The organism is Pedobacter sp. GR22-10, assembly GCF_026239715.1.
Classification (GTDB): Bacteria; Bacteroidota; Bacteroidia; order Sphingobacteriales; family Sphingobacteriaceae; genus Pedobacter.
On record NZ_JAPIVR010000002.1, the window covers coordinates 359,968 to 383,906 of the forward strand.

19 protein-coding genes and 1 pseudogene are annotated in these 23,939 nt (G+C 40.6%); 4 read left to right on the forward strand and 16 right to left on the reverse strand.

The genetic code is table 11. The features are described 5' to 3' along the window. Positions 1-61: 61 nt before the first annotated feature. From OQX64_RS08960 to OQX64_RS09000, 9 genes are all read right to left on the reverse strand, one after another. Complete coding sequence (locus tag OQX64_RS08960) at positions 62-877, reverse strand: TerC family protein (RefSeq protein ID WP_265818505.1); 816 nt, start codon at positions 875-877, stop codon at positions 62-64. Between the two features lie 144 nt (positions 878-1,021). Next, the gene (locus OQX64_RS08965) at positions 1,022-2,041 is read right to left on the reverse strand and encodes a WD40/YVTN/BNR-like repeat-containing protein (RefSeq protein ID WP_265818506.1); all 1,020 of its coding nucleotides are present in this window, start codon (positions 2,039-2,041) and stop codon (positions 1,022-1,024) included. A 5-nt stretch (positions 2,042-2,046) separates the two neighbouring features. Next, positions 2,047-2,478 carry a DUF2147 domain-containing protein gene (locus OQX64_RS08970; RefSeq protein ID WP_088302820.1) on the reverse strand — a complete coding sequence of 144 codons (432 nt, stop codon included), beginning with the start codon at positions 2,476-2,478 and terminating at the stop codon, positions 2,047-2,049. Positions 2,479-2,564: 86 nt separating this feature from the next. Beyond that, positions 2,565-2,945, reverse strand: a complete 381-nt coding sequence (locus tag OQX64_RS08975) for a DoxX family protein (protein WP_265818507.1) — start codon at positions 2,943-2,945, stop codon at positions 2,565-2,567. Between the two features lie 73 nt (positions 2,946-3,018). Continuing rightward, entirely contained in the window at positions 3,019-3,441 is a 423-nt protein-coding gene (locus OQX64_RS08980; RefSeq protein WP_265818508.1) for a VOC family protein, read from the reverse strand. A gap of 393 nt (positions 3,442-3,834) precedes the next feature. Further along, the gene (locus tag OQX64_RS08985) at positions 3,835-4,047 is read right to left on the reverse strand and encodes a hypothetical protein (protein WP_265818509.1); all 213 of its coding nucleotides are present in this window, start codon (positions 4,045-4,047) and stop codon (positions 3,835-3,837) included. A gap of 342 nt (positions 4,048-4,389) precedes the next feature. Beyond that, positions 4,390-5,823, reverse strand: a complete 1,434-nt coding sequence (locus OQX64_RS08990; protein WP_265818510.1) for a TolC family protein — start codon at positions 5,821-5,823, stop codon at positions 4,390-4,392. Then, the gene (locus tag OQX64_RS08995; protein WP_088302814.1) at positions 5,816-8,986 is read right to left on the reverse strand and encodes an efflux RND transporter permease subunit; all 3,171 of its coding nucleotides are present in this window, start codon (positions 8,984-8,986) and stop codon (positions 5,816-5,818) included. Before OQX64_RS08995 ends, OQX64_RS08990 begins: the two co-directional genes overlap by 8 nt. Before the next feature lie 21 nt (positions 8,987-9,007). Beyond that, the gene (locus tag OQX64_RS09000; protein ID WP_265818511.1) at positions 9,008-10,090 is read right to left on the reverse strand and encodes an efflux RND transporter periplasmic adaptor subunit; all 1,083 of its coding nucleotides are present in this window, start codon (positions 10,088-10,090) and stop codon (positions 9,008-9,010) included. Between the two features lie 334 nt (positions 10,091-10,424). Here OQX64_RS09000 and OQX64_RS09005 point away from each other — a divergent pair, with 334 nt between their 5' ends. Continuing rightward, positions 10,425-11,129 (forward strand): RibD family protein, encoded by a 705-nt coding sequence (locus OQX64_RS09005; protein WP_265818512.1) that lies wholly within the window; start codon positions 10,425-10,427, stop codon positions 11,127-11,129. Between the two features lie 76 nt (positions 11,130-11,205). After that, entirely contained in the window at positions 11,206-12,858 is a 1,653-nt protein-coding gene (locus OQX64_RS09010; protein WP_265818513.1) for a carboxylesterase/lipase family protein, read from the forward strand. Between the two features lie 18 nt (positions 12,859-12,876). Here the strand turns inward: OQX64_RS09010 and OQX64_RS09015 are convergent, their stop codons facing one another. From OQX64_RS09015 to OQX64_RS09035, 5 genes and pseudogenes are all read right to left on the reverse strand, one after another. After that, on the reverse strand, positions 12,877-13,599 hold the full coding sequence (locus OQX64_RS09015; RefSeq protein ID WP_265818514.1) for an MBL fold metallo-hydrolase: 723 nt from the start codon (positions 13,597-13,599) through the stop codon (positions 12,877-12,879). Positions 13,600-13,764: 165 nt separating this feature from the next. Then, positions 13,765-13,959: a contractile injection system tape measure protein gene (locus tag OQX64_RS09020; protein ID WP_265818515.1), complete on the reverse strand. Its 195-nt coding sequence runs from the start codon at positions 13,957-13,959 to the stop codon at positions 13,765-13,767. Further along, complete coding sequence (locus OQX64_RS09025) at positions 13,956-14,084, reverse strand: hypothetical protein (RefSeq protein ID WP_265818516.1); 129 nt, start codon at positions 14,082-14,084, stop codon at positions 13,956-13,958. The genes OQX64_RS09020 and OQX64_RS09025 overlap by 4 nt, the downstream gene beginning before the upstream one ends. Further along, positions 14,074-14,533 (reverse strand): annotated as a pseudogene (locus OQX64_RS09030) (phage tail protein). The gene OQX64_RS09025 and the pseudogene OQX64_RS09030 overlap by 11 nt, the downstream one beginning before the upstream one ends. 44 nt (positions 14,534-14,577) lie before the next feature. Then, positions 14,578-16,158 carry a phage tail sheath family protein gene (locus OQX64_RS09035; RefSeq protein ID WP_265818517.1) on the reverse strand — a complete coding sequence of 527 codons (1,581 nt, stop codon included), beginning with the start codon at positions 16,156-16,158 and terminating at the stop codon, positions 14,578-14,580. An 823-nt stretch (positions 16,159-16,981) separates the two neighbouring features. Between OQX64_RS09035 and OQX64_RS09040 the strand changes: the two genes are divergently transcribed. Together OQX64_RS09040 and OQX64_RS09045 are read left to right on the forward strand one after the other, a co-directional pair. Further along, a complete protein-coding gene (locus OQX64_RS09040) occupies positions 16,982-17,878 on the forward strand; it encodes a S1 family peptidase (protein WP_265818519.1) in 897 nt (298 codons plus the stop codon). 386 nt (positions 17,879-18,264) lie between these two features. Beyond that, positions 18,265-19,347, forward strand: coding sequence for a ferritin-like domain-containing protein (locus OQX64_RS09045; RefSeq protein WP_265818520.1), 1,083 nt, complete (start codon positions 18,265-18,267; stop codon positions 19,345-19,347). Here OQX64_RS09045 and menD read toward each other — a convergent pair whose 3' ends face one another. Then, positions 19,348-22,407 carry a 2-succinyl-5-enolpyruvyl-6-hydroxy-3-cyclohexene-1-carboxylic-acid synthase gene (gene menD / locus OQX64_RS09050; RefSeq protein ID WP_265818521.1) on the reverse strand — a complete coding sequence of 1,020 codons (3,060 nt, stop codon included), beginning with the start codon at positions 22,405-22,407 and terminating at the stop codon, positions 19,348-19,350. It lies immediately after the preceding gene. After that, on the reverse strand, positions 22,346-23,938 hold the full coding sequence (locus OQX64_RS09055; protein WP_265818522.1) for a serine hydrolase domain-containing protein: 1,593 nt from the start codon (positions 23,936-23,938) through the stop codon (positions 22,346-22,348). The genes menD and OQX64_RS09055 overlap by 62 nt, the downstream gene beginning before the upstream one ends. Position 23,939: the final 1 nt, after the last annotated feature.

Genomic DNA, 23,939 nt, shown 5'->3' on the forward strand with positions numbered 1-23,939 from the left:
GTAACGTAGCTTTAAGAGTTATAATATGTAACACCTTAACAGACACGCGGCTGAGAATGTTTTATGACTGTTCTAAAACGTCTTCAGCTTTATCCGCTACCTCGAGGTCATTTTTGGTTTTTTTAGGAAAATTAAACAAAAGCGATGACAGTACCGGTAAAATAAAGATGGCTACGGTAAATATGGAAACAAATAAATCTGTTTTTTCGCCTTCTATAGCATGAGAAACAGGAGATTGCGGATTGAAATGCGTGAATAGAGAGGAGGTTAACTTAATTCCCAGGACACCGATTACAATGAAAGCAACCGTTTCTAAAAAAGTAAATTTCTCCATGAGTTTAACAAATGCCTGGGCAACGAAACGCATGGCTAAAATCCCCACAAACACGCCAATGTAAATCAGGTAAATATTATCGGTAAAGGCCACTGCAGCAAAAACGTTATCGATGGAGAAAGCCAGGTCCATTACTTCTACCAAGGCTACCGTAGCCCAAAAGGTACCAACCAAACCAACGGTTGATTTGTAAATCCAGCTTTTGCTTTTATCCACTTCTTCTTCCGCTTCATTCTTTTTGGCATTCTTTTTCCAGAAATAATCAAAAGCTAGGTAAATGAGGTAAAGGCCACCAAGTGGTTTTAGCCACCAGATTTTCACCAGCCAGGCCGCCAGGAATAAACAGATTCCACGGAAAACATAAGCCCCTATAATACCATATTTCAGTGCCTTATCCCGTTGATCTTTTGGAAGATCCATCACCATTGTAGCTAAAACCGCCGCATTATCAACTGACAGAAGGCTTTCAATTACAATTAAATTTAAAATAATAAGCAGGGCAGCCTGAATGTCATCACCTAAAACAGTGTGCAAAAAATCCATAGAACGTTATATATAATTAAGTATTGAGTTAGCAAAGAAAATAAAATATTCTGATTTGTATGAATAAACAACAATTTTAAAAATGCAGGTGATTAAGGCTTAGACCCGGTTGGCAAACAACTGTTACAATTGGTATCAAATCAATTACCTGCTGAGGATCAGTTCATAAATATTGCCTTTTTCACCAGCGAGGATGATCCGGTTTCCCTTTGCTGATTTTTGCACGGCATTAAAACTGTGGTCTGACAGATGTTTCCAGTTTTGTCCACTATCGGTAGAGATATCTGTTCCGGATGTTCCGGTAGCCACCAGCACCTGTTTATTCAGGTAAGTGACACCAGACCGAAAACCTGAAACAGGTGTGATGGGTTTGTTCCAGGTTTTTCCCCCGTCAGCAGTGATTAAAACATTATTGTCATTGGCTTTATCCTTCACATAGTTTCCACCCACCACAACGCCATTTTGAGCATCAAAAAAATCAATCGAAAACGGGCCTGTGGTGTTTTCTCCCTGCCAGATCGGGCATTGATAAATATTCCAGTTTTTGCCGTAATCTGCCGAATAATAAATATGGGAAACAGATCCACCTGTGGCAATCCATACCTTTCCGCCCGGGCGCGTTTTAATGGTGGTTCCGCTTGCGGCAAAACCGGCCTCCCCTTCCGCCAGGTGCTGCTTCATGCCGGACGAGATATCTTTCCATGTTTTTCCTGCATCCGTTGTTTTTAACAAAGGCATTTTACCGTGAATAGGATCGCCAAAAATCATCCCGCTGTTGCGGTTCCAGAAACCCAATCCATCTAAAAAAATGGCTGAATCAATATTTTTATAATGCACACTCCAGGTGGCTCCACCATCATCGGTTTTAAGCACATAGGCAGGTGATCCGGCATTTACAAGGATGGCATGCTGACGGTCAAAAGCTTCTATATCCCTGAAATCCAGTTTTTCATACCCCTTTGGTTTGACCCACTGCCAGGTTAAGCCACCGTCTTCGGTTTTCCCTACAGCACCATTGCTACCGCTGGCCCATATCACCTGATCAGATACCACACTTAAACCACGTAAGCTGGTGTTGGTATTTTCATTTAAAGGCTTTAAGCTAAACGACTGCGCAGTGCAAAAAAAAGGTGCCATTAAAAGGCACCATATCAGTTTTTTCATTGTTATTATTTCACCCGCTTAAAAGTTTCAGATCTGCCCAATAGCGATATGCCAACATAGCCCCTCACATTTAACACATCATTTCCTTTCATGCTCATGTTACAGCTATAGGTTTTGCCACTTTTAGGATCATAAATGGTACCATCTGTCCATTTCCCGTCATCGTAAACAAAATCTTTTAACAGCTCAACATTTAATAACGGCCTTTTTTGTAAAGCTGCATTTGGATTTTTAACATCCAGTTTTGGCTTTCCATTAATATTAGGTTCTTTAATCCAGGCTAATTTGCCGAAGTATTTATCACCTTTTTTATAGATCTCGATTTGTCCTTCGCCGGATGGATTAAGCCATTTACCAACAATTGCATCTTTATTCTGCGCAAATACTGAAAATGACGTGGCTACAAACAGCAGCATTAACAAGGGAAGCTTTCTCATATTTTTATTTATAGTTAGTTTTTAAAGATAGTGAATTGACTTTTGTATCCAAATAATTAAGCAAAATAATGCATGTTTCCGAACATTTATCCGGTAACAATAGGCAGGTATTTTTGTCTGTAGGCATAGAAAAGGAACACATTCAAAATCAGCATCGCCGCCACCATAGGCAATTGTTGAGGGCCCAGGAAGGCATGATAAAGAAAAATATTTAAGGTAACCGGAAAGATGAGCAGTGTGCCTAGTGGTGCAGTACGTCCGATCAGCAATAAAATACCTGAAACCAGTTCTGTTCCCTTAATCAGGGGCATGAGGTAAACGGATGCCGTGACGCCGGTCATGAAAGTCGTTTGGTCGGCGGTCATGGCCGGCATTTCTCCGGGCATTATTTTCAGGAAATAAGGAACCGATGCAAAAAGATACATGGCCGCCAATAATAAACGGACAACAATGGCTGCAATTTTCATAATAATTTGATTTTTATAGGTTTAAAAAATATTAAATTATAAAAATTCCGGCAGATTTTCACTGCCTGTGCTTTTATTTCTGCGGCACATCGTAATTAACCATCCATTGTATCCCGTATGGATCAGTTAGCATCCCAAAAAGTGCACCCCAGAACATTTTTTCCAAAGGCATGGTAATTTCGCCGCCGGCAGATAAGTTTTCGAAAACCCGACGGGCTTCTGCTTCACTTTCAGCATCTACAGAAATCGAAATCCCGCTGCCATACGTGGCCGGTGGCATGGGTGGCAGAACATCAGTGCCCATGATGATGCTCCCTCCGATGGGTAGTGCGATATGCATGATTTTTTCCAGATGATCCTGCGGCATGCCTTCGCAGCCAGGCGCATCTTTGAATCGCTGAACAACCAGGAACTCCCCGCCGAAAACGGATTTATAAAAATTAAATGCGGCTTCTGTATCGCCATTGAAATTTAAATAGGGATTTATTTTAGCCATCTTTTCTTGGTTTTTTAGCCTTTCGGCATGGATTAATTAATCTTGTTTGATGCTCATCAATGAAACCATAAAAATAAAATAAAATATTTTTCAACACTATTGACTTATTTCTTTTTTATTTCTATGTTTAATAAACAATTCACAAAAACTTAATGTAAAAATAACCTAACCAACAAACATCTAGTATTATGAGCACATTCCTATTAATCACAGCAGCCTTCTACGTCGGATCATTCGCCCTCATGTTATATTGCTATTTTTCTGCTGAACAGATTCCAAGCGACGACGAAAAATTCTAGGTACAATCTCAAAAAAATAAATCAGCGCTCTCAACAAGTTTTTTTCACCTGACCTTCCTGATTATTTCCAGACCTATAGCGCTTTAACCCGTTTTTATTTCTTTTCAATCCATTCCATGATTACGGCAGCCTTGCCTGTATACCATAAAATCATCAAAGTTAACAAGAGGATCAATAATATCCACAAGATCGGCCATCCTTCAAATTTACGTTTTGAAGCCGGCATATAGGATTCTTTAAGATGCTTATGGTCAGATCCTATCCTATCGGAGTTTTTAACCGGTTTCGGATGAGATAAATTACTCATAAAATATATTTGGTTAGCCATACAAAACTAAAGGATAAACCTCAATTTCAAAATAATTATTCAAAAAAAGTTTCGTTTTTTTTCGATTTCACCACAATACCCCTCAAACCGAAAGAAAACCAAACCCAACAGGCTAAATCGTTTAAGAAAATCCGGTGATTGATGTGTTCACTGTGCAGGATAGCCGTTATTCGGGTAACATGGTGATCATGTTGCGCAAAGCAGTGATCACCGTCTACATTGAAGCATCCATCCGGTTTAAAACCCAGTGCACTCAAAACACAAACGGCCTCCGGAAATATCCGGAAGCCGCCTGATTTTGCTAAAAATTAAAAAAACGGGTTAATTCCATCCGCCACCTAGCGCATGGTAAATATTTACCACGGCATTAAGCTGTTGTTTTTTGGTTTCGATTAATTCCAGTTTGGATTGCAGGGCATCGCGCTGCGTCATTAATACTTCGAAATAATCTGCACGGGCCGATCTGAATAAAGCATTGGAAATATCAATCGATTCGGTAAGTGCCTTTACCTGCTGATTTTTTAAATCATAACTTTTTTGCAGATTATTGATATTCGACATCTGATTCGCCACTTCAATATAGCCATTCAATATGGTTTTCTCATAATCGAACACGGCCTGCAACTGTTTCGCATTTGCGGTAAGATATTCTGCTTTTATCGCATTTTTATTAATCAGCGGACCCGCTAAATCTCCGGCAAGGGAGTAAATTAAAGATTCTGGTGTTCTTAATAAATAGCTTGGGTTAAAGGCCTGATAACCTAATGTTGCAGAGATGCTTAGCGAAGGATAGAATTGTGCCTTCGCCACTTTCACATCTAATTTTGCCGCAGCCAGTTCCAGTTCGGCCTGTTTAATATCAGGGCGGTTCGCCAATAATTGCGATGGAATACCAGATTGTACTGTTGTTGGAACCAAGTCTGTAAAACTTTTGCTATCCCTGATGATGGGTTGCGGGTACCGGCCCAGCAGAAAATTAATTTTGTTCTCTGTCTCTGTTATATCTTGCTGAATATCAAATTGCATGCTCTTGGAGCTTAAAACCTCAGCCTGGAATTTCCTTACCGCAAGTTCAGTAACCCTGGTAGCCTCTTTCTGAATCTTCATGAGTTCCAGGGCATCACTTTGAATTTTAATATTTTGTTTTACAATATCCAGCTGGTTATCCAGTGCCAGTAATTCATAATAGGAATTGGCTACCTCAGCCACCAGGTTTGTGACCACAAAATTCTTTCCTGCAATGGTTGACAGGTAATGATTCACCGCAGATTGCTTTGCATTCCGCAATTTATGCCAGATATCTGCCTCCCAGTTGGCCTGTAGTCCAAATTTGTAATCAGGCAGTACTTCAGGGACACGTTTTCCCGGCGTAATATCTGTTGAGGCATCGCCGGCACCGGGGCTGGTGTACCGGCCCACTTTTTCCAGTCCGGCACCAACACCATAACCTACTGTTGGTAAAAGGTCACCTTTTTTGGCTTTGATATCATTTCTGGCGATTTCAATATCCTGTAAAGTGATATTTAATTCCTGGTTATTTTTCAAAGCAGTATCAATGAGGGTAACCAGATTAGGATCTGTAAAAAATGTTTTCCATTGGATGCTTGCACTGTTTACGGTATCCTTTGAGTCGCTAAAACCCTCGGGTACGTTTTTATTTTCAGCACGTTGCGCCACCTCCGGTAATTTACAGGCGGTATAAGCTGCACATATTACAGCTAAACCGAGGCTTTTATAAATGCTATTTTTAAACATTGTCTTCAATTTCTTCAGTTAACGGATGTCCTTCTTCAATATTGATCAGCTTACGTTTGGTTGCTATTGTACCAAAAATGTAAAACAAACCCGGGATGATCAATACGCCTAAAACGGTACCGAATATCATCCCGCCGGCAGCGGCTGTACCAATTGTCCGGTTCCCGATTCTTCCTGGTCCGGTAGCTATGGTAAGCGGAATTAAACCGGCTACGAAAGCAAAGGATGTCATTAAGATAGGTCTGAACCTGATGGCAGCACCTTCCATTGCAGCCTTGATAATGGTCACCCCCTGACTATGCCGGTGCATGGCAAACTCCACAATCAACACGGCATTTTTCCCCAGCAATCCAATCAGCATCACCATCGCCACCTGTGCATAGATGTTATTTTCTAAGCCAAACAATTTGACGAATAAAAATGCACCAAAAATACCGGTAGGAAGCGATAGGATAACCGCCAATGGCAGAATAAAGCTTTCATACTGTGCGGCCAATACCAGATACACGAAACCCAGACAGATTAAGAAAATATAAATGGCTTCATTTCCACGGGATACCTCATCTTTTGAAATACCTGCCCAGTCAATGGCATAACCTCGTGGTAAAGTTTTCTGTGCCACTTCTTTAATCGCCTCAATCGCTTGTCCGGAGCTGTATCCCGGTGCTGCCTGACCACTGATCTCTGCGGCATTGTGCATATTATGGCGTGTAATTTCAGATGGACCATATACTTTTTTCATCGTCATAAAGGCAGAAAAAGGCACCATTTCATCTTTATTGTTTTTCACATAAAGTTTCAAAACATCTTCAGGTAAGGCCCTGTATTGTGGCGAAGCCTGAACCACCACTTTATACGGACGGTCATATTTAATGAAACTGGTTTCATAATCACTACCCACATAAGTAGATAAGGTATTCATGGCATTATCAATACTCACCCCTTTTTGCTGTGCCAGATCATTATCAATGTTCAGCATGTACTGAGGGAAACTTGCACTGAAGAAAGTAAATACCGAAGCCAGTTCTTTCCGTTTATTCAGTTCCCTTACAAAATCGTTACCTACTGTTTCCAGTTTTTTGTAATCGCCACTTCCGGCCATATCCAGCAAACGACACTCAAAACCACCCGCTGCGCCATATCCCGGTACTGCCGGCGGTTGGAAAAACTCAACTGTGGCCCCAGGAATATCTTTGGCTTTTTCTTCAAGCACTTTAATAACATCGGTTGCTGAATTTTTACGTTCGCTCCAATCTTTAAGGTTGATTAAACAGGTACCTGTATTTGATCCCGTACCTTCTGATAAAACCTCATAACCTGCCAATGAAGAAACTGATTTTACGCCTTCCACACTTTCAGACATTTTTTGCAGTTTTTCTGCAGCCTGATTGGTACGCTCTAAGGTTGAACCCGGAGGCATCTGAAGAATGGCATAAACCATCCCCTGATCTTCATTCGGAATAAAGCCTGATGGCACACTGTTACTGATAAAATAAATGCCCACACAAAATACGGCCAATACGCCAAAGGTAAATAACCGCCTGCCTACGACCTTACTTAAGACATTTTCATATCGGCCAGTTAGTTTGTAAAAGCCATTGTTAAAGCCATCCAGTAATTTATCAACAATCGTTTTCTTTTTAGCAACACCATGATTATTTTTCAACATCATCGCACATAGGGCCGGCGTTAAAGTTAATGCCACCACACCTGATAAGATAATCGCTGTAGCCATGGTGATGGAGAACTGCCGGTAAAAAATACCCACCGGACCAGACATAAAGGTTACCGGAATAAACACTGCCGCCATCAAAAACGTAATGGCAATAATGGCGCCGCTGATTTCTTTCATGGCCATTTGTGTGGCCTTCAAAACAGATAACTTCGGATCATGCTCCAGCTTGGCGTGTACCGCTTCAATTACCACAATCGCATCATCCACAACCACACCAATCGCCATGACCAAAGCAAAAAGTGTAATCAGGTTTAAAGTGATGCCAAAGAACTGCATGAATACAAACGTACCAATCAAAGATACCGGAACAGCAATCGCCGGAATTAGTGTAGACCTCCAGTCACCAAGGAACAAGAAGACCACTAAACCCACCAGGATAAACGCTTCTACCAGTGTGTGCACTACCTTCTCAATAGAGGCATCCAAAAATTTAGAAACGTCATAACTGATTTCATAATCCAGACCTTTTGGAAAGGATGTAGCTTTAATTTCAGCCATCTTGGCTTTTACATCTTTAATTACCTGCGTGGCGTTACTTCCGTACGATTGTTTTAATACAATAGCTGCAGAAGATTTTCCATTTAAAGTTGAGTAAAGGTTGTAGAATGAAGAACTGAAACTGATATCAGCCACATCTTTTAAGCGCAACATTTCACCATTGGGATTGGCCCTTAAAATGATATTGCCATATTGCTCAGGTGTGGTAAAACGGCCTGAATATTTTAACACGTATTCAAAAGCTTCAGAACGCTGACCAGAACTTTCACCTGTTTTACCCGGCGATGCTTCCAAACTTTGTTTACCCAAAGCATCCATGACTTCATCCGGAGAGATTTTATAGGTCTGCATCCTGTCTGGCTTTAACCAGATCCGCATGGCATAATCCCTGTCTCCCAGGATATCTGCAAAACCTACCCCGTCTACCCTTTTCAATTCCGAAAGTAAATTGATATCGGCAAAGTTATACAGGAAGTTCTGATTCATTTTTGGGTCGTTACTATACAAGTTGATATACATCAACATGTTAGGCTCTTCCCTACTGATTTTTACCCCTTCGCGAATGACCAAAGGCGGGAGCTTGTTGTTCACCGCAGCCACACGGTTTTGTACGTTTAATGAAGCCTGATTAGGATCTGTTCCCAGATTGAAAACCACCTGTACACTGGCTTCACCATCGTTACCGGCATTTGAAGCAATATATTTCATTCCTGGTACACCATTTAAGGCACGCTCTAAGGGAATGATAACTGATTTAACTAATAACTCGTTGTTTGCACCCGGATACTCAGCCGTGATGTTAACTTTAGGAGGTGATATCGTTGGAAATTGGGTTACGGGCAGACCTGTGATGGCCAAAACACCCAGAAACACAATAATTAGCGATATTACGATAGAGAGGACGGGCCTCTGTATAAATTTACCGAACATAATATGAAGATTAAAGGGTGATTACTCTGCAGCAAGTCTTAACTGGTTAATGACATCCTTAGGATTAGATAGCTTGTATTTGATTTTGTCGCCGTCTTTTACCTTCTGAATGCCTTCAAGCAAAATTTTATCGCCTTCTTTTAAATCAGTACCTACAATGTATAAATCTGGTATTTCGGTTACGATTGTAATTTCTCTTGAATGTACCCTGTTATCGTTTCCAACAACGAATACATAGGTTTTATCCTGGATCTCATAAGTAGCTTTTTGCGGAATAACCAATGCCTTTTTTAATGGAACCACCATCTGGATTTTACCGGTTTCTCCGTTTCTTAACAAGTTATCTGGATTATTGAAGCGCGCCCTGAAAGCAATGTTTCCGGTCTCATTATTAAATTCACTTTCAATCACCTCTACTTTTCCTTTTGATTTAAGTACTTCGTTATTGGCCAGCAATAAACCAACTTCCTGTCCACCCTTTGCTTTAACCGTACTCTGGTAGGTTAAATATTCAGGTTCTGAAACGTTGAAGTAGGCAAAAACCTGACTATTGTCTGATAAGCTGGTTAATAACGCACCCTCATCAACCAGACTTCCCAGTTTAAAAGGAATACGATCGATTGTCCCAGCGAAAGGTGCCCTGATTTCCGTAAAAGCAAGGTGCATTTTAGCCATCGCGGTTTCGGCATTAGCCGATTGTAGTTTAGCCTTCGCCATTGCCAGCTCATTTTTCGACACTACATTTTTGTCTGAAAGCAATTTTGTATTTTCCAGTTCAATTTCTGCCGCTTTAGTTTCAGCTTGTGCTTTTAGCAATTCAGCCTGTGCCATTCTGGGCATAATTTTAAATAAAACCTGTCCGGCATTTACATGCTGACCTTCATCTACATAAATGTTTTGCAAATAGCCCTTTTCTTGTCCGTGGATTTCGATGTTTCTTACCGATTTAATTTGAGAAACATACTCTTTGGTGTATGAAGTATCGATCGTTAACGGCGTCGTAACCGCATAAGTAACCTCTTCTTCTTTCTCTTCTTTTTTTGATGTACATCCTGTTACATAAAGCAAAACGCTTAAAGCGAGGAACATGACATTTCTTTTCATTTTGTTTTTTGTGAATAGTTATCTGATTTTTTTCTATCTGATTAATCTGGGATTGATTCATTCAAGATGACTGCTGTGCAGTTTGCAGTTCCATGCTGTAAATTAGTATACCCCATTCAATTAATACTGATACGAAATAACTACAGATTTATGAAGTTATAATGAAGTTGAAATTCATATTACAGTAATCAGTATAATAGATACTACAGCAGATGGATCATGTTGAGATTCGGAAGAGCGCTATTCCATACATGCTGATGCTTTAGAGCGTAAAGCCAGCGCGCCAAACAAGCCCGGTTAATTTTTGTTAGCTTTTTATATCAGTTAATACAAGATGAAAAATGAACGACCATATATAATTTGCCTCATGATGACCTCCGTTGATGGCAAGATTTTAGGCGAAAAATGGGGTAATGGTAAAAAAATGGAAACCCTGAGAGGGAAATTCGAACACATCCATGAAGAAATCGGAATTAAAGCCTGGATAGTGGGCAGAACAACCATGGAAAAGGATTTTACAGATTTCGAAAAACCGATTATAAAGCGTACGCATTCAGCTGTAGACCGAATTGATTTTACCGGTAAGCATGATGCTTCAGGCAGGTTTGCCATTGCCCTTGACGGGCATGCCAGGTTAGGCTGGAAGGAAGCGACACTACAGGGCGATCATGTCATTACCATTTTAACCGAAAAGGTAAAAGACGGTTACCTTGCCCACCTTCAGGAAATTGGCGTGTCTTATATTTTCGCCGGAAAAGATGAAATAGATTTAACATTAGCCTTAAAGAAACTGCGTAAATTGTTCGGGATTGAAAAACTGATGCTGGAAGGCGGTGCGCGCATTAACGGAAGCTTTCTTCAGGCCGGCCTGATTGATGAATTTCACCAGTTGTTGCTGCCCATTGCTGATGGTGGCCTGGAAACATCATCCGTTTTTGAGATTGATCCAAAAATAAAAGAAAATGCGGCTAGCCTGATGAAGCTTAAAAATGTAAAACAAATTGAAGATGATGTGCTTTGGCTGACTTATACATTTTAAAACAATTTAAAAATGACCTATCCCGATCAGCATTTTATAAGAGAAATGATGACCAGTTAACCTGCTATAACCTTACATGTTTACGAAAAAAACCATTCCCCTCCTGCTTACACTACATTTATTTCTTATTTTCAGTGACACTTTTGCTAGAAATGAAAAAATATCATCAGCAAATAAAGCCGTTACCGTAACTGGCGGACGGGTTCAGGGTTCGTTATCAGACAATGGCGTATTATCTTTCAGGGGAATCCCTTATGCCGCGCCACCAGTCGGCGAATGGCGTTGGAAAGCACCGCAACCGCCAATACCCTGGAAAGGCACCAGGAATGCGGAACATTTCGGTCCACGCCCTATTCAAGATTCCAACCTGTTATATGAATTCAGGTCGACAGATATGAGTGAAGACTGCCTTTACCTCAACGTTTGGACTGCCGCACGTTCTAATCAGGAAAAACGGCCGGTATATGTGTTCATTCATGGCGGTTCATTTATTCACGGAGATGGCTCGCAGCCGGCTTACGATGGCGAAAGTATGGCAGAACAGGGTATTGTTTATGTTTCCATTAACTACCGTTTGGGGGTATTTGGATTTATGTCGCATCCGGAATTGAGTCAGGAATCCGGATATGGCGGTTCGGGGAACTATGGACTGCTTGATCAGGTGGCCGCGCTGGAATGGATCAAGAAGAATATCAGCCAGTTTGGCGGCGATCCCAACCGCGTAACCATTGGCGGAGAATCTGTAGGTGCACAATCAGTCAGTGCGCATATGGTATCACCACTTTCCAAAGGCCTATTTACAGGTGTCATTGCCGAAAGCGGTTCTTTAATAGATGTACGTACCATGGTGCTGCCATTGAAAAAATCTGAAGCACTGGGTACGGAGTTATCAGGTTTATCGAAATCAAAAACAATCGCCCAAATGCGGTCAATGCCAGCGGAAAAACTGCTAAAACTGGTGGAAAAAGGAAATCCACGACGTTTCAGGCCCGTGGTAGATGGCTATTTCCTGAAAGAAAATCCTGAAAAAACCTTCATGGAAGGCAGGCAGACCAATGTTCCTTTACTGGTTGGATGGAATGCACAGGAAGTACCCGCAGCTGCCTTATTTCGACTTCGCCGCATCAATGCTAAAAATTATAAGGCCGCCGTAGAAAAGATTTATGGGGAAAGGGCTGACGAAGTACTGGCACGCTATCCGGGTGAAACCAATGCCGAGGTAAAGCAGGCCGCGAGTGAGCTCATGAGCGACAGGCTGATTAATTACAGCAGCTGGAAACTGGCCGAGCTGCATGCAAAAGATCAATCAGCACCTGTTTACCGATACCTTTTCGCCCACCCGCACCCCGGACTCAATCTGCGTACCATCAGGGAAGGCAATGTTTTCCAGGTTTTGATCAAGAAACTGCTGAATAAAGTGATTACCGGTACCTCGTTTCATGCTTCGGAAATTGAATATGCGCTCGGCAACCTTGAGGTGCAGGATAATTATGCCTGGAAAGCTGAAGATTACCTGGTATCCAGACAGATGCAAAGCTATTTCGTCAATTTTATCCGGAGCGGAAACCCGAATGGTGCGGGTATAGACGGCATTTCACTCACCAACTGGCCAGCTTACCATAAAGGAAATAAGGGAGAATTTTTACGGATAGCCATCAACAGCAAAGCTGAGACTGACGCCACGAAAGAAAGATATTTATTTTTTCAGCACCTGAATGAAACAGAATAATCAAGGAATGATCAGCTGTTAAAATTTCATGATCGGGTTTTCAAGGTCGTGGTAAAGCAATACCGTCCAATTTTGCTTTTTGCCTTCCTCCTCCCACTCCTGGCGTGATTCGAGTGCCTTTTTACCATTAAAATCATTTTTAAAAGCCAGGGGATATTTTAAATAATTTTGCTGTGGTAGATTATCCGCGCCATAAAAAATGATTTCCTCTTTTTCCTTCACCCAAAACACCTGATGAAAAGGCGTATGTCCGCCGGAAACCTGGTAAGAAATTTCATCAGTGATGTTCCCCTGGTCATCATCCAGCAGCACTACATTGGGCAGTTTGGCTAGCTGTTGCAGCATTTCCACCCGGTAAGATGGGTTTTCTGTCTGCGTGAGGGCAAAATCCAATTCCCGCCGCTGAAGATAGATCGTAGCATTTGGAAAACTATCCATTAACTTTCCGTTTGAAAAGTAACCCATCCCATCAATATGGTCTTTGTGAAGATGTGAAATCAGCACTTTTGTAATTTGCTCCGGCTTGATATTTTCATTTTCTAAACATGCTACAACCGGAGGCATTTCCTCCTGACTGGAATTCAAACCGGTATCCATCAGCACATAATCATTTTCAGTCATCACTACAAAAGGCTGGATGGCCACTTTTGTTCCTGCAGCAGTGGAGTCTGATGCTATTAATGTAAATTTCTTATTTTGATTAACGGTGTAGTTTCCTTGTTTCAGGGGGATTACTTTCATGCTATTTGTGGTGGTTCAATTTAGATCCGATGATTTAATATGGAATAAGTATTAACAGATGGAATCCATTCCTGTTTGCCTGACCGGGAAAATTGCGCCTTAAAGTTTTGTCCTTAAACAATGATCATCTGGTTGATCTAAAGATTTACGCCTGATTGATCCGGTTCATAAAAACTCCGTTGTTGCTAAAAACTGGAGATTATGAACAGCCACAGCCTGCTTTCCAGGCAGGAATGCTTTATTATGGTCTATAAGCTTTAAACGTTCAAAAAGCATGGCGATATAATTATTCATAAACACCAGCCCTGCATTTTGTACAGGAATACTCCCTTTAAATATTTCTTCCGGTGGATTGATCATAAGTTCAGGATGACTTCTTTTTTTGGATTGAAGTTTAACCGGTTTGTACTTTCCAGAAAGGCGGCAGCTTCTCCTTTGACAGAAAGTTCAAAACAGAAGCCTGCCGTGTATTTTTTATTTACCATTGGTGATGGTTAACTGTTCATGTGCGATTTCGATGGTATCAACCGCTACCGCATCGCCGTCCGATTTTAAATCGGTACTGGTCATTTTAATGGGCCATGCATTGCTGAGCGACCACTGCATCGTTACGTTATCCCCTTCATCCAATAACTTAATCAGCATGGTTCTCCTTTTAATGGTATTCATCTTAATTTCTTCATACCAGTTCCAGAAGGTATTGTCATTAACGAAAACGCCCCTCTTCATTGTCACCATATTTGGCAATGCCGGGCATTTTTACTGTTGAGAAGAGTTCGCTGCTACCTGTACGGTATGCTATCACCTGCGTTTCGACATCTAGTCCGGAAACTTCCTGAAAAGCCACAGCTTTTAACTCCGGCCCAAAGTCTACCTCAAACCTAAACTTAGGCATGGGCCATGTGGAGCCTTGTTTATTGCCGTCATCTACCATAATCTATATCTATTTTAATTGAAAATAATTTGCCCGACTAATTGCTATGCTGAAACCGGCATTTTCTGCTGGAAAGTCAATACAATAAACTCTGCCGGACGAATCAGGGCTACTCTTACCACCACGGTCATGATGCCATTCAGCACATCATCTGCGGTCATGGTAGTGCCCAAACCACAGGCTACAGAAAATGCATCGGCAGGTGTTGCGCCCATTAATCCGCCTTCTTTCCAAACCGAGGTTAAGAAACTGCTGATCATTGATTTCACGGCTTCCCAGGTATTTCGATCATTGGGTTGAAAGACGTATGGATGACAGGCCATTTTACAGGATTGCTCCAGGAATGTCACCGTCCGACGCACCGGGATATATTTCCAATCCTCGCTATTGCCCTCCAATGTACGTGCACCCCAAACCAAAATGCCGATGCCCTTAAAAAAGCGGATGGCATTAATAGATTTACCGGAAACAGCATCCACATTTAAACTTGCTTGCTGACTTTCGGATAGATTGATCGGCAGTGAAGATGCACCTACAATACCTGTATTGGCAGGTGCCTGCCAAGGGCCCACCTGGTTATCAATAGTGTTAATTACCCCAGCCATGGCACCACTTGGCGGTAATATATTCGCTCCGGCCAACACCTGACTGATGATCGTACCATAAGTTTTACTGGCAATCTGCAAAGCATTGTGGTATTGCGCTACGGTTAAAGGTGCACCTTGAGGATTGGCAATATTGGCTAAAATCTGTGCTGCTGCCGGATTGGGATTATTAGCAGGATTTAAAAGTGGTACCAGTTGCTTGGTATCTCCACCAAACAGATTGGTATAATCTATATCCGAAGTTTGCATGGTGGTGGTACCAATAAAAGGATAATATGCCGCTCCATAATCCAGCCCCACCACCCCGGTATTGTTTCTAAAAGTCTGAATATCCTGTGTGTATAAAACCGGATCAGGATTTCTGCCGCCGATAACATCAAATATAGACATGGCGGTTTGCATTTGCGTGCATTGCAGCAACATGGCTTGCATTAAGGTGCCATTATCCGCTACCGACAATAATGTTGCTTCCGGGCAGATATACAGGGTGGGTTCCGGCTCATTCAGCAACAACTGCAGCCCAGCGGTTAAATCGGTCAGTTTCACATGAGGATTGACCAAAGGCGCACCTGCCGCCAGAGGGCTTTTAGATGGTGCACCATAGGTACCCACAGAAACAATATAGGCATCACCACCACCATTTTGGTAAAACATGCTGATGCTGTTGTAGAGGTAGTATATGGTGTTCGGATCCGGAAGTATCGAATAGTAGTTACCCTCTATGATCAGGCAGTTCTGATCAGCAGGTTTCGATTGCTGCTTTACCAGGTAATATTCCGGACTGTACTGTTTCGCCGGACTTGCCGGTGCCGGCGGATCAGGGTAACAGTAAAAAGCCTGAAAATCTGAAAATGAAGTGATCTTTTGCGGAACATTGATATAAGATTTCCCCTCGTACATGGCTTGTGGCGTATAACCGATAAATGCGGGTACGGCAGTGGCTACGGGCACCACTGCATTGGGAAAAGCATTGAGTTCATTGATGTAAACCCCTGGCGACTGGATATTAGACGAGTTCATAAGCGTTAATTTTTAATCATGGTGTTAAGTTTTACATAAAGATATAAAATTTGAGAAAAGCCTGTTTGACTATGGTATTTATTCGTCCAATTTCTCAGGCATGAGGTTCCGTATTTTTAAATAAGAATTGGGATAACCATTTTTTTGCTGCGCCCAACAATTGGGAAATGAATGATACAAAACGCTATCTAATCTAATGTCGCTTTTAAATTAAAATTCCTAAATTTTAGTCCGGTCAAAATGATTTTAAAAAAATCATCTTCCAGATATATAGTAAAAAAGATTGAAGTGGAATGTAGCGTTTGAAGCAATCGAATCGTATAAATAGTAAATAGCAAACAGAAAACGAAACCGTGTTCTTGATGCTTACCGAATATGAATTAAAAACCAGACCATGGCGGAACAAAGCAGTATAGAGGAAATCTTTTTCAGATATCTCTTGCCATATCAATTTGAGAAAAATGGCTTATTCTATTCCATGGTAATTTAAAGCCCTTTCCGTTGTCTGTAATTCAATTACCTGTTTTTTAGATGTTTACAAAATACAAAACCTTTTTTATTCTTCGAATTTCGGTAAGCTGCCAGGATATTTACTTTCCTGACTATGAGAAAAGCGGACAGCATTTTTGTGAAAGCAAAATTCACGAAAAAGACAGGCGGAATTTGAGCGTCAACCCTATCAAATACTTTTAGCCTTCTAAGCTCATATATTATGCAAGCAAAAACAGTATTATCCGTTTTATTCATAATCCTTGGAATATCGTTCCAGTCATGTAAACGAAATAATCCAATTCCTCCAGGAAGTGATCTGGACGTCCCCAAAATGGAGGAAATATTAAATGGTAAGGACCAAAATCTGATCAACCTGCTCAACAGGGTAAGGGGAAGCGTTGGAAGACGAGGTTCTGGCTCAAAAACAATATGGAGCAGAAAAAACGATTATGGCCTGGGATTGTATATAAGCGCCAATCATGTCTATAACATCACTGGGTGGAATTCCCGAAATGCCCATTTTTTTAATTTATCATCTGAAAACCCTGGCATTTTCGAAACGTCACAAATTCCCCCGGTTAACGGAAGCATAGCCTTAGGCCATACGCTGATAGCAGATTTTCCCTTCATTCATTTTAATATTTCTACCGGTGCTACCAATACGACGCTATTACCGGCAGAAGATTTTTATATAGGCATCATCGATAATCAACGAGCTGAGCAAAGTCCACTGGCCAATTACCCTGAGCTTGTTAAAACCTCGGTACCTTTGCAGATGTACGATCCCGATAACCGTACCAAAGCAAATCCAACCTGGAATATCGCTGTTGCAGGTGAAAAGGTAATTGCAGTGGGTTATCCTCAGGATAATGCCAATTACCCCAATGGAGCAGTTGCTTATGGAAAAATATTATCCGATACAGAAGCGACGCAAACCATCCAAAAACTCAAGATTGCCGGAGACACCGAAGGAGATATACCGTATAATTCGAGTGCCGAATTTTTAATAGAAGCGCAGGCAATAGCAGGGATGAGTGGCGGAGGCGTATTTAATGCCGATGGGCAATTATTGGGGATCATGGTTAGAGCAAGCGACAAGGAAAATGCCCCTAAAATCATCAGGGCAGTTAAAATCGCTCATATTAAATCTACTATGATCGAATTTTACAATAGTCTGCCTGAAACGGACAAGAGCAGAATAAGACCATTTATAAGTGGTGAATTATGATCAGTCTTGAGATTGAGTATGATAAATTTTGACGCATGCTTCTTTAGAATGCGCTATTATTGAAATCGAAATATACTTTGTGATTTCCTGTCTAATTACCTTACTTACTGCATAAGAGAATAATGATAGCGTCTTCTTGGATATTTTCTCTTCAGTAAGCGGCTGTGCTCGTAAAAGAAAGTGGACTGAACCCCAAAAGTTGGACGAAGTTAAAAATTAATTAGGATTAAGAGCCCGGTAGGCAAGCGCAGAATAGATACGCTCCAATTATTAACTTTAAATTTAATTTATAAAATTAAGCTATTAAAAATCAAATAATTTATAAAAAACTTATATTAGAATAATATTCTATTAAAGAAAATTATTCATTTAATTAACCTCAAAATATGCACCCCTTCAGATATTGCTCGCCCAATGATTTCCGTAAAATGGTTGAACCTCAACGCTATTCGGAAAGATCAGACCTATTACGTGTTCAGGTCAGTAAATCTGTTAATCATTTCTGGGATCCCTTTGATGAGCGTTACATAAATTTTGCTATTCCATTTGATGTGACACAGGCACTTATCATTGATCCCATCCAGATTGATGAATTACAAACCTCGGTTGCGGCAAAGTTATCTAAAGCGGACCAAATAAAACTTGGAAATGATATTATGCATTTTTATCTTTCTCAATTGTTGCATGGAGAGCAGGCGGCATTAATTGTTTCATCAAATCTGAGCCAAACCTTACTCGATCCCGGGATACAGGAATTTGCAGCAAACCAAGCGACTGAAGAAGCAAGACATGTCTCTGCTTTTTCGAAATATATCAGCATACGTTTTGGTAGCCCAATGCCGATGGTAAAGCCCATGCAGGATTTTGTGTGTGAACTACTATCATTGGACGCTATTGATAAAAAAATTGCCGGGATGCAATTGTTAATTGAAGGTCTTGCCGTTGGAGTTTTTAAAATATTTGGAAAATATGCTGTCGATCCTGTATTGAAAAGGCTTTTTCAACTGGTATTAATCGATGAATCACACCACCACCAATTTGGTAAAACCTGGGCAGAATATGAAGTGGGCGACCTAGATCCATCTGTACGGAATGAACTGGAAGATTGGACGGTAAAAAGTTTCCTTGGCGCTATTGTACACCTGATAAGTCCTACAGAAAAAGCCGACATCTATCAAAAATATAACTTTACGGCACAAGAAATGCAAGTTGCTATGCATGAATTATTTACACCCGAAAAAAGCAAGCAAATGTTTGTGGATAAAGAAACGTTTTTATACTACCTCATGAAATCTTTAAGTGATAGTGGCATTTTAACCAGGCGTTCTGCTAAGACACTTGGTTTTATGGTCGATTTTGATGAACTCGCAGCGACGCCTGATGATGCCTTAGAAACCTGGGTGCCGGAAGATGTGATAAGCGAGTTAAAGAAGATCAACGAAAAAAAACAAATTTTAAAATCGCTTTAGTTATACCGATTGCAAAAGCTTATTAATCAATACCGAATATTGATCGGTGATAGACCAGGCTTCGTTAAACTTCAGTTCGACTATTTTAATGCCCGGTATTTTGAAAATATGATGAAGTGATCGCTTTCCTTCGCAAACATAGTAAGGCAGTTCAAAAGCCTTACACAGCCGCTCAATAGACACGGTTGGTACATCTTGCTTTGGCATTGGCAAAGCAGAATCCTCACTTAGCTTTATAAAATCGAAAATCCTCCCTCCCCCATTATTGATTACATATATTGTAATTGACTGCAGACTAGTTCTATAATATTTTGCCAATACCTCTAATCCGGCAACGTCATGATAAAAAGTTAAATCGCCTATTACGCAAACCGAAGTTTTTGCAAATTGATGGATCAACCCTGCAAATGCCGACAAATGCCCGTCGATACCTGACACCCCCCGATTACAATAAAAAGCAGTAAATTTCGAGCTTGCATGCGTAAGTAGATTGGCATGCCTAATCGGGAGAGAATTCCCGATAAAACAGACTTCGGCTTCAGCACAATTAAAAATTTGATACGATGTATATAACTCTGAAAAAGGCATATTTTTTACGATGGCGCACATTTCAACAGAAATTAGCCGATCTCTTCTTTTCCACATTTTCAACCATTCACGATCGTGATTTGACAAAACCTTCTCCAAATGTAGCCAGTCCTCATCTCCTGGCTGCGAAAGGTAAATTGCATCTTCGTTACCTGGATAATAGGTAACCTTATTATACTCCAGAATCAGTATAGGACATTTCTGTACTTTTAGAAACTGGTTTACAGATAAAGCTACAGGCGATGAACCTATCAGAATAATGATATCATAAACCTGGCTATTCATCCATGCACTGTAAGCCAATATATCTCCGTGAGCCATGTTGTTTTCAGTATTTTGCCTGTACTTAGCGGATATATCCGAAAGAATTGGAAAACCAATAGCCTCAGCCAATTTGATTACCCCATTCATCCCTTCAGTTGGGATTGGCCCTGAAACAATAATGCCTTTACCACTAAATGTTGCTTTTATTTTATCTTGTAATTTCTCTATGTTCATCCGATTCCCCTCACTTCTAAAATTAAAAAAAGGATGCGAGGTACTTTTGGGGATAAATGGATAGTCCGTATAATCAACTATTTCTAAGGCCCCAAGGTGTCCCATTTGCGGTAGATTAATATGAATGGGTCCACGTAAGAGATCATTCTTTAAAACATCATTGAGTTCTTTCAATTGCCGAGCATACTTCAATACTGCATTGGCCTCACCTGCGGGTTCAATAAGGGCAAATTGGCGTGTTGTAATACATTTTGTAAACGATAAGTGATCAAGAGTTTGTGGAGCGTTTGCTGCCAGCATATATGCTGGTCTATCGGCTGTGAGCAAAATAAGTGGCAAATTTTGCTTGTAGGCTTCTGCAATTGCCGGAAGGCAGTGCAGCATTGCCGATCCACTGGTTGTGACGAGCAATAAAGGTTTCCTGGTTTTATGGCAATGGCCTAAACCAAAGAATGCCATCTGAGCTTCTTGATTAAACTGTAAAACTTCCAGCTGAACATTCTCTAGTGACTGATGCAGCAGATTCATATTTCTGGATCCATTGGCAACGAGCACTTTACGGAGACCATTTGATATCAACACCTCAAGCAAAGTATTGTTCCAAATTCCGTTAAGATCAATTTTATCGGGATGAATCTGCCATTCCAATTCCAAAAATCTCAACACATTTTCATTCATTACATCTAACCGATAACGGTTGTTTTTTACAAAATCAGCATTCTTGTTTTTCTCTTTTTCACCTGTTTCCAACTGTTGTTTTATCTCTGCTCCCAGTTTTAATTCCAGTTCGGGATCCAGATAGTTTACCACAACAGATCTGGCATCTAGTTCAGCAAACAAATTGGGAATCCGCTCGTCTATTGCGATGCCGATAACGTTTATAAACTGAGCCATACATAAAACTGCTGCATGGTAACGTTGTGTAATGCAAAGATCGGCTTCGGCCAAAACATTCAATCGTGCGGTACTATTGGATGCTGTTGCAATATGTAAAATTGAGCTTTCAGTAAATAATTCCTGATAGACCTCACAAGCATTATTATCCATCTCATCCATGGCCACAATATCTACCTGATATTTTTTTCCCTGCATGGCGGTGATAATAGCCTGGCCAATTTCATTCATCAGCTCTTTTAACTGATTGGCTTTTCCCGGATTGGCGTCAAAATATAGTTGATCCCGAAACTTTTCTCCTGTATTGCCAATTTTGTCGCCGGTGATTAGTTTAAGTGGAAATTGAAAGGGATCAACTGGACATACAACGATCTTCAAAACATCCTCATCTTTTTTATCTAAAAATTTTTCTCCAGTATACCGCCAAGCAGAATCCACTCCTTCGAAAACGGTTAATCCTAAAGACGTTCCGCGTTGATAAGATGCTTCGCTTCTAGAAAATATCGGAATCGTGGTTAACAGAGGCACAAGAGATTTTTCTATCCAATCGTGCATTTTTCCAATTTCAGCGCCGTAGGCCAGGGTTGGAATTCCGTAGGCCCGTGCGATTAGAAGTGCAGCAGACTGCATCAATGTAAGTGAGTTCGAGAAAAAAGATTTAAACATCGAGCCTTCACAGGTAATAACAGCATCATAGTTCGGAATCTCTTTTAGAAAAAAAAGAGGAAAATATTCATCGAGAATGATTGTCCTTTCATGCGTATTCCAATAATCGTCCCATCCCATCAATAAAATGGTACATTCAATATGGTATGCCAAAAAAAAATCACTCAAACATTTCACACGTATGTTTGCGCCCAAATTCCCGGCACCACAGTAGCCTACAAGTAAAACTTTTTTAACCTCGCTGCCATTATCCGCTGGTTTTCGATGTTGGGAAGCCAACACGGTTGCTTCTTGAATATGATTCAGCGTGGTTCGTTCACTATCAACAGATTCTGCAAGATTTTGATAAAATCTATCTCGTAATTCTACTGAAATCCAATCCGGAAAACCGGACGGTATATGGTTTTTCATCATTGTTAAAATTACTAAAGGTTAAAAACTCCAAATCGAAAAACAAAGAACCTTTCATACGAAATCTTTGTCTAGTTTCAGGTATCAGTTCTGCACGTTGATTACCCTGAATACAGTAAACAGCATTATTTTTAGCCTGGATCCAAATTTTCCCAAAAAAACTATTCTCGTACACGCCAGTGAGATGGTGGTATAAATCATCATAATTATCGCTTTGTGTCGTTGCATCCGGCAGGTATTGCGTACCATTAAAATGAATCGATTGAATTTTATTCTGACTGATGTCCAAAAACAACATCATTAATAAATCTTCATGGATAGCGAGATCATGATCTATAAATTCCAATTTGATGCTTTTGCCTTCATGGTAAAGGTAAACACCTGCTGAATTGCCGGTCCAGATCAGCAATTGCATTTTTTTATCCTGAGCATAATAAAACTGGTACGCTTCAGGCATTTGATAAACCCGTTTAATAATTTGCCTGATCTGCCACATGTTCCTGGTTAAGTATGAATAAATCAACCCCATCCCCAATACTGTTAACTGACTTTGTGCATAAGACTGGTTTGTCATCGCAATCAAGGTAATATCAAGTTCGGGAATCATGCATACTAAAGAGCTGTAACCAATGGAAAACCCTGAAACAAAGGCAACATAATGACCAGCGGATTTGGTTTGAAAAAAACCTGGACCATAAAGCACCCGCATATATTTTCGACATTCATTTTTCCTAAACAGCACCTCCTGAATGGGAAGCCCCTGAATTTCTTGCATTACAGATGTGCTTTCAACTCCCTGCAGAAAGCGCATAAGCTTTAGCAGATCCTTACTTGTTGTATATAATCCGCTACTCGGATCGGCCATTCTAAACTCATCACACTTCCGAAAATCTTTCAGGTTTTTAACATCCCTAAAAACGTCTTTTGCCTGATATGCAATCGGACAGTTTTTTTTGATGTGATAGGATTCAGAACTAAATCCGGAATCGATCATCTCCAGTGGCTGTAAAAAATGTTCTCTGATGTAAGATGCATATCTTTGGCCCGTAAGCTGCTCAATCGCAAAACCCAAAAGCAGAAAGCCCAAATTACTATATTTAAAGCCAGTTCCGGGATCTTGTAACAAAGGGTTTTCTAGGATAAGATCCAACATTATAGCCCCATCCTCATAAACAGGTAAACCAAAGCCCAATCCGCTTTCATGAAAAATTAGCTGCTCATATGTAACTTCTTTCAGTCTATCATCCACAACTGACGGAAGTAAATACGAAATATGATCGAATATTTTTTGATCTAAACCTAATATATTTTCATTTTCAAGCTTATATATAGCAAGAATTGTAAGGATTTTGGTAATACTGGCTACATTGAATATCGAATTGTTTTGCAACAAGCGTTTTTCATGTATATCGAAATAACCATTTGAACAGTGGACTATTTCATTGCCTCCTGCATGAATAAGCAGTTCAAGAGAAGGAAGTTTTTGTGCAAGTCTGAATTCTTCTAACTCACCCACCCAATCATTTAACTGCATA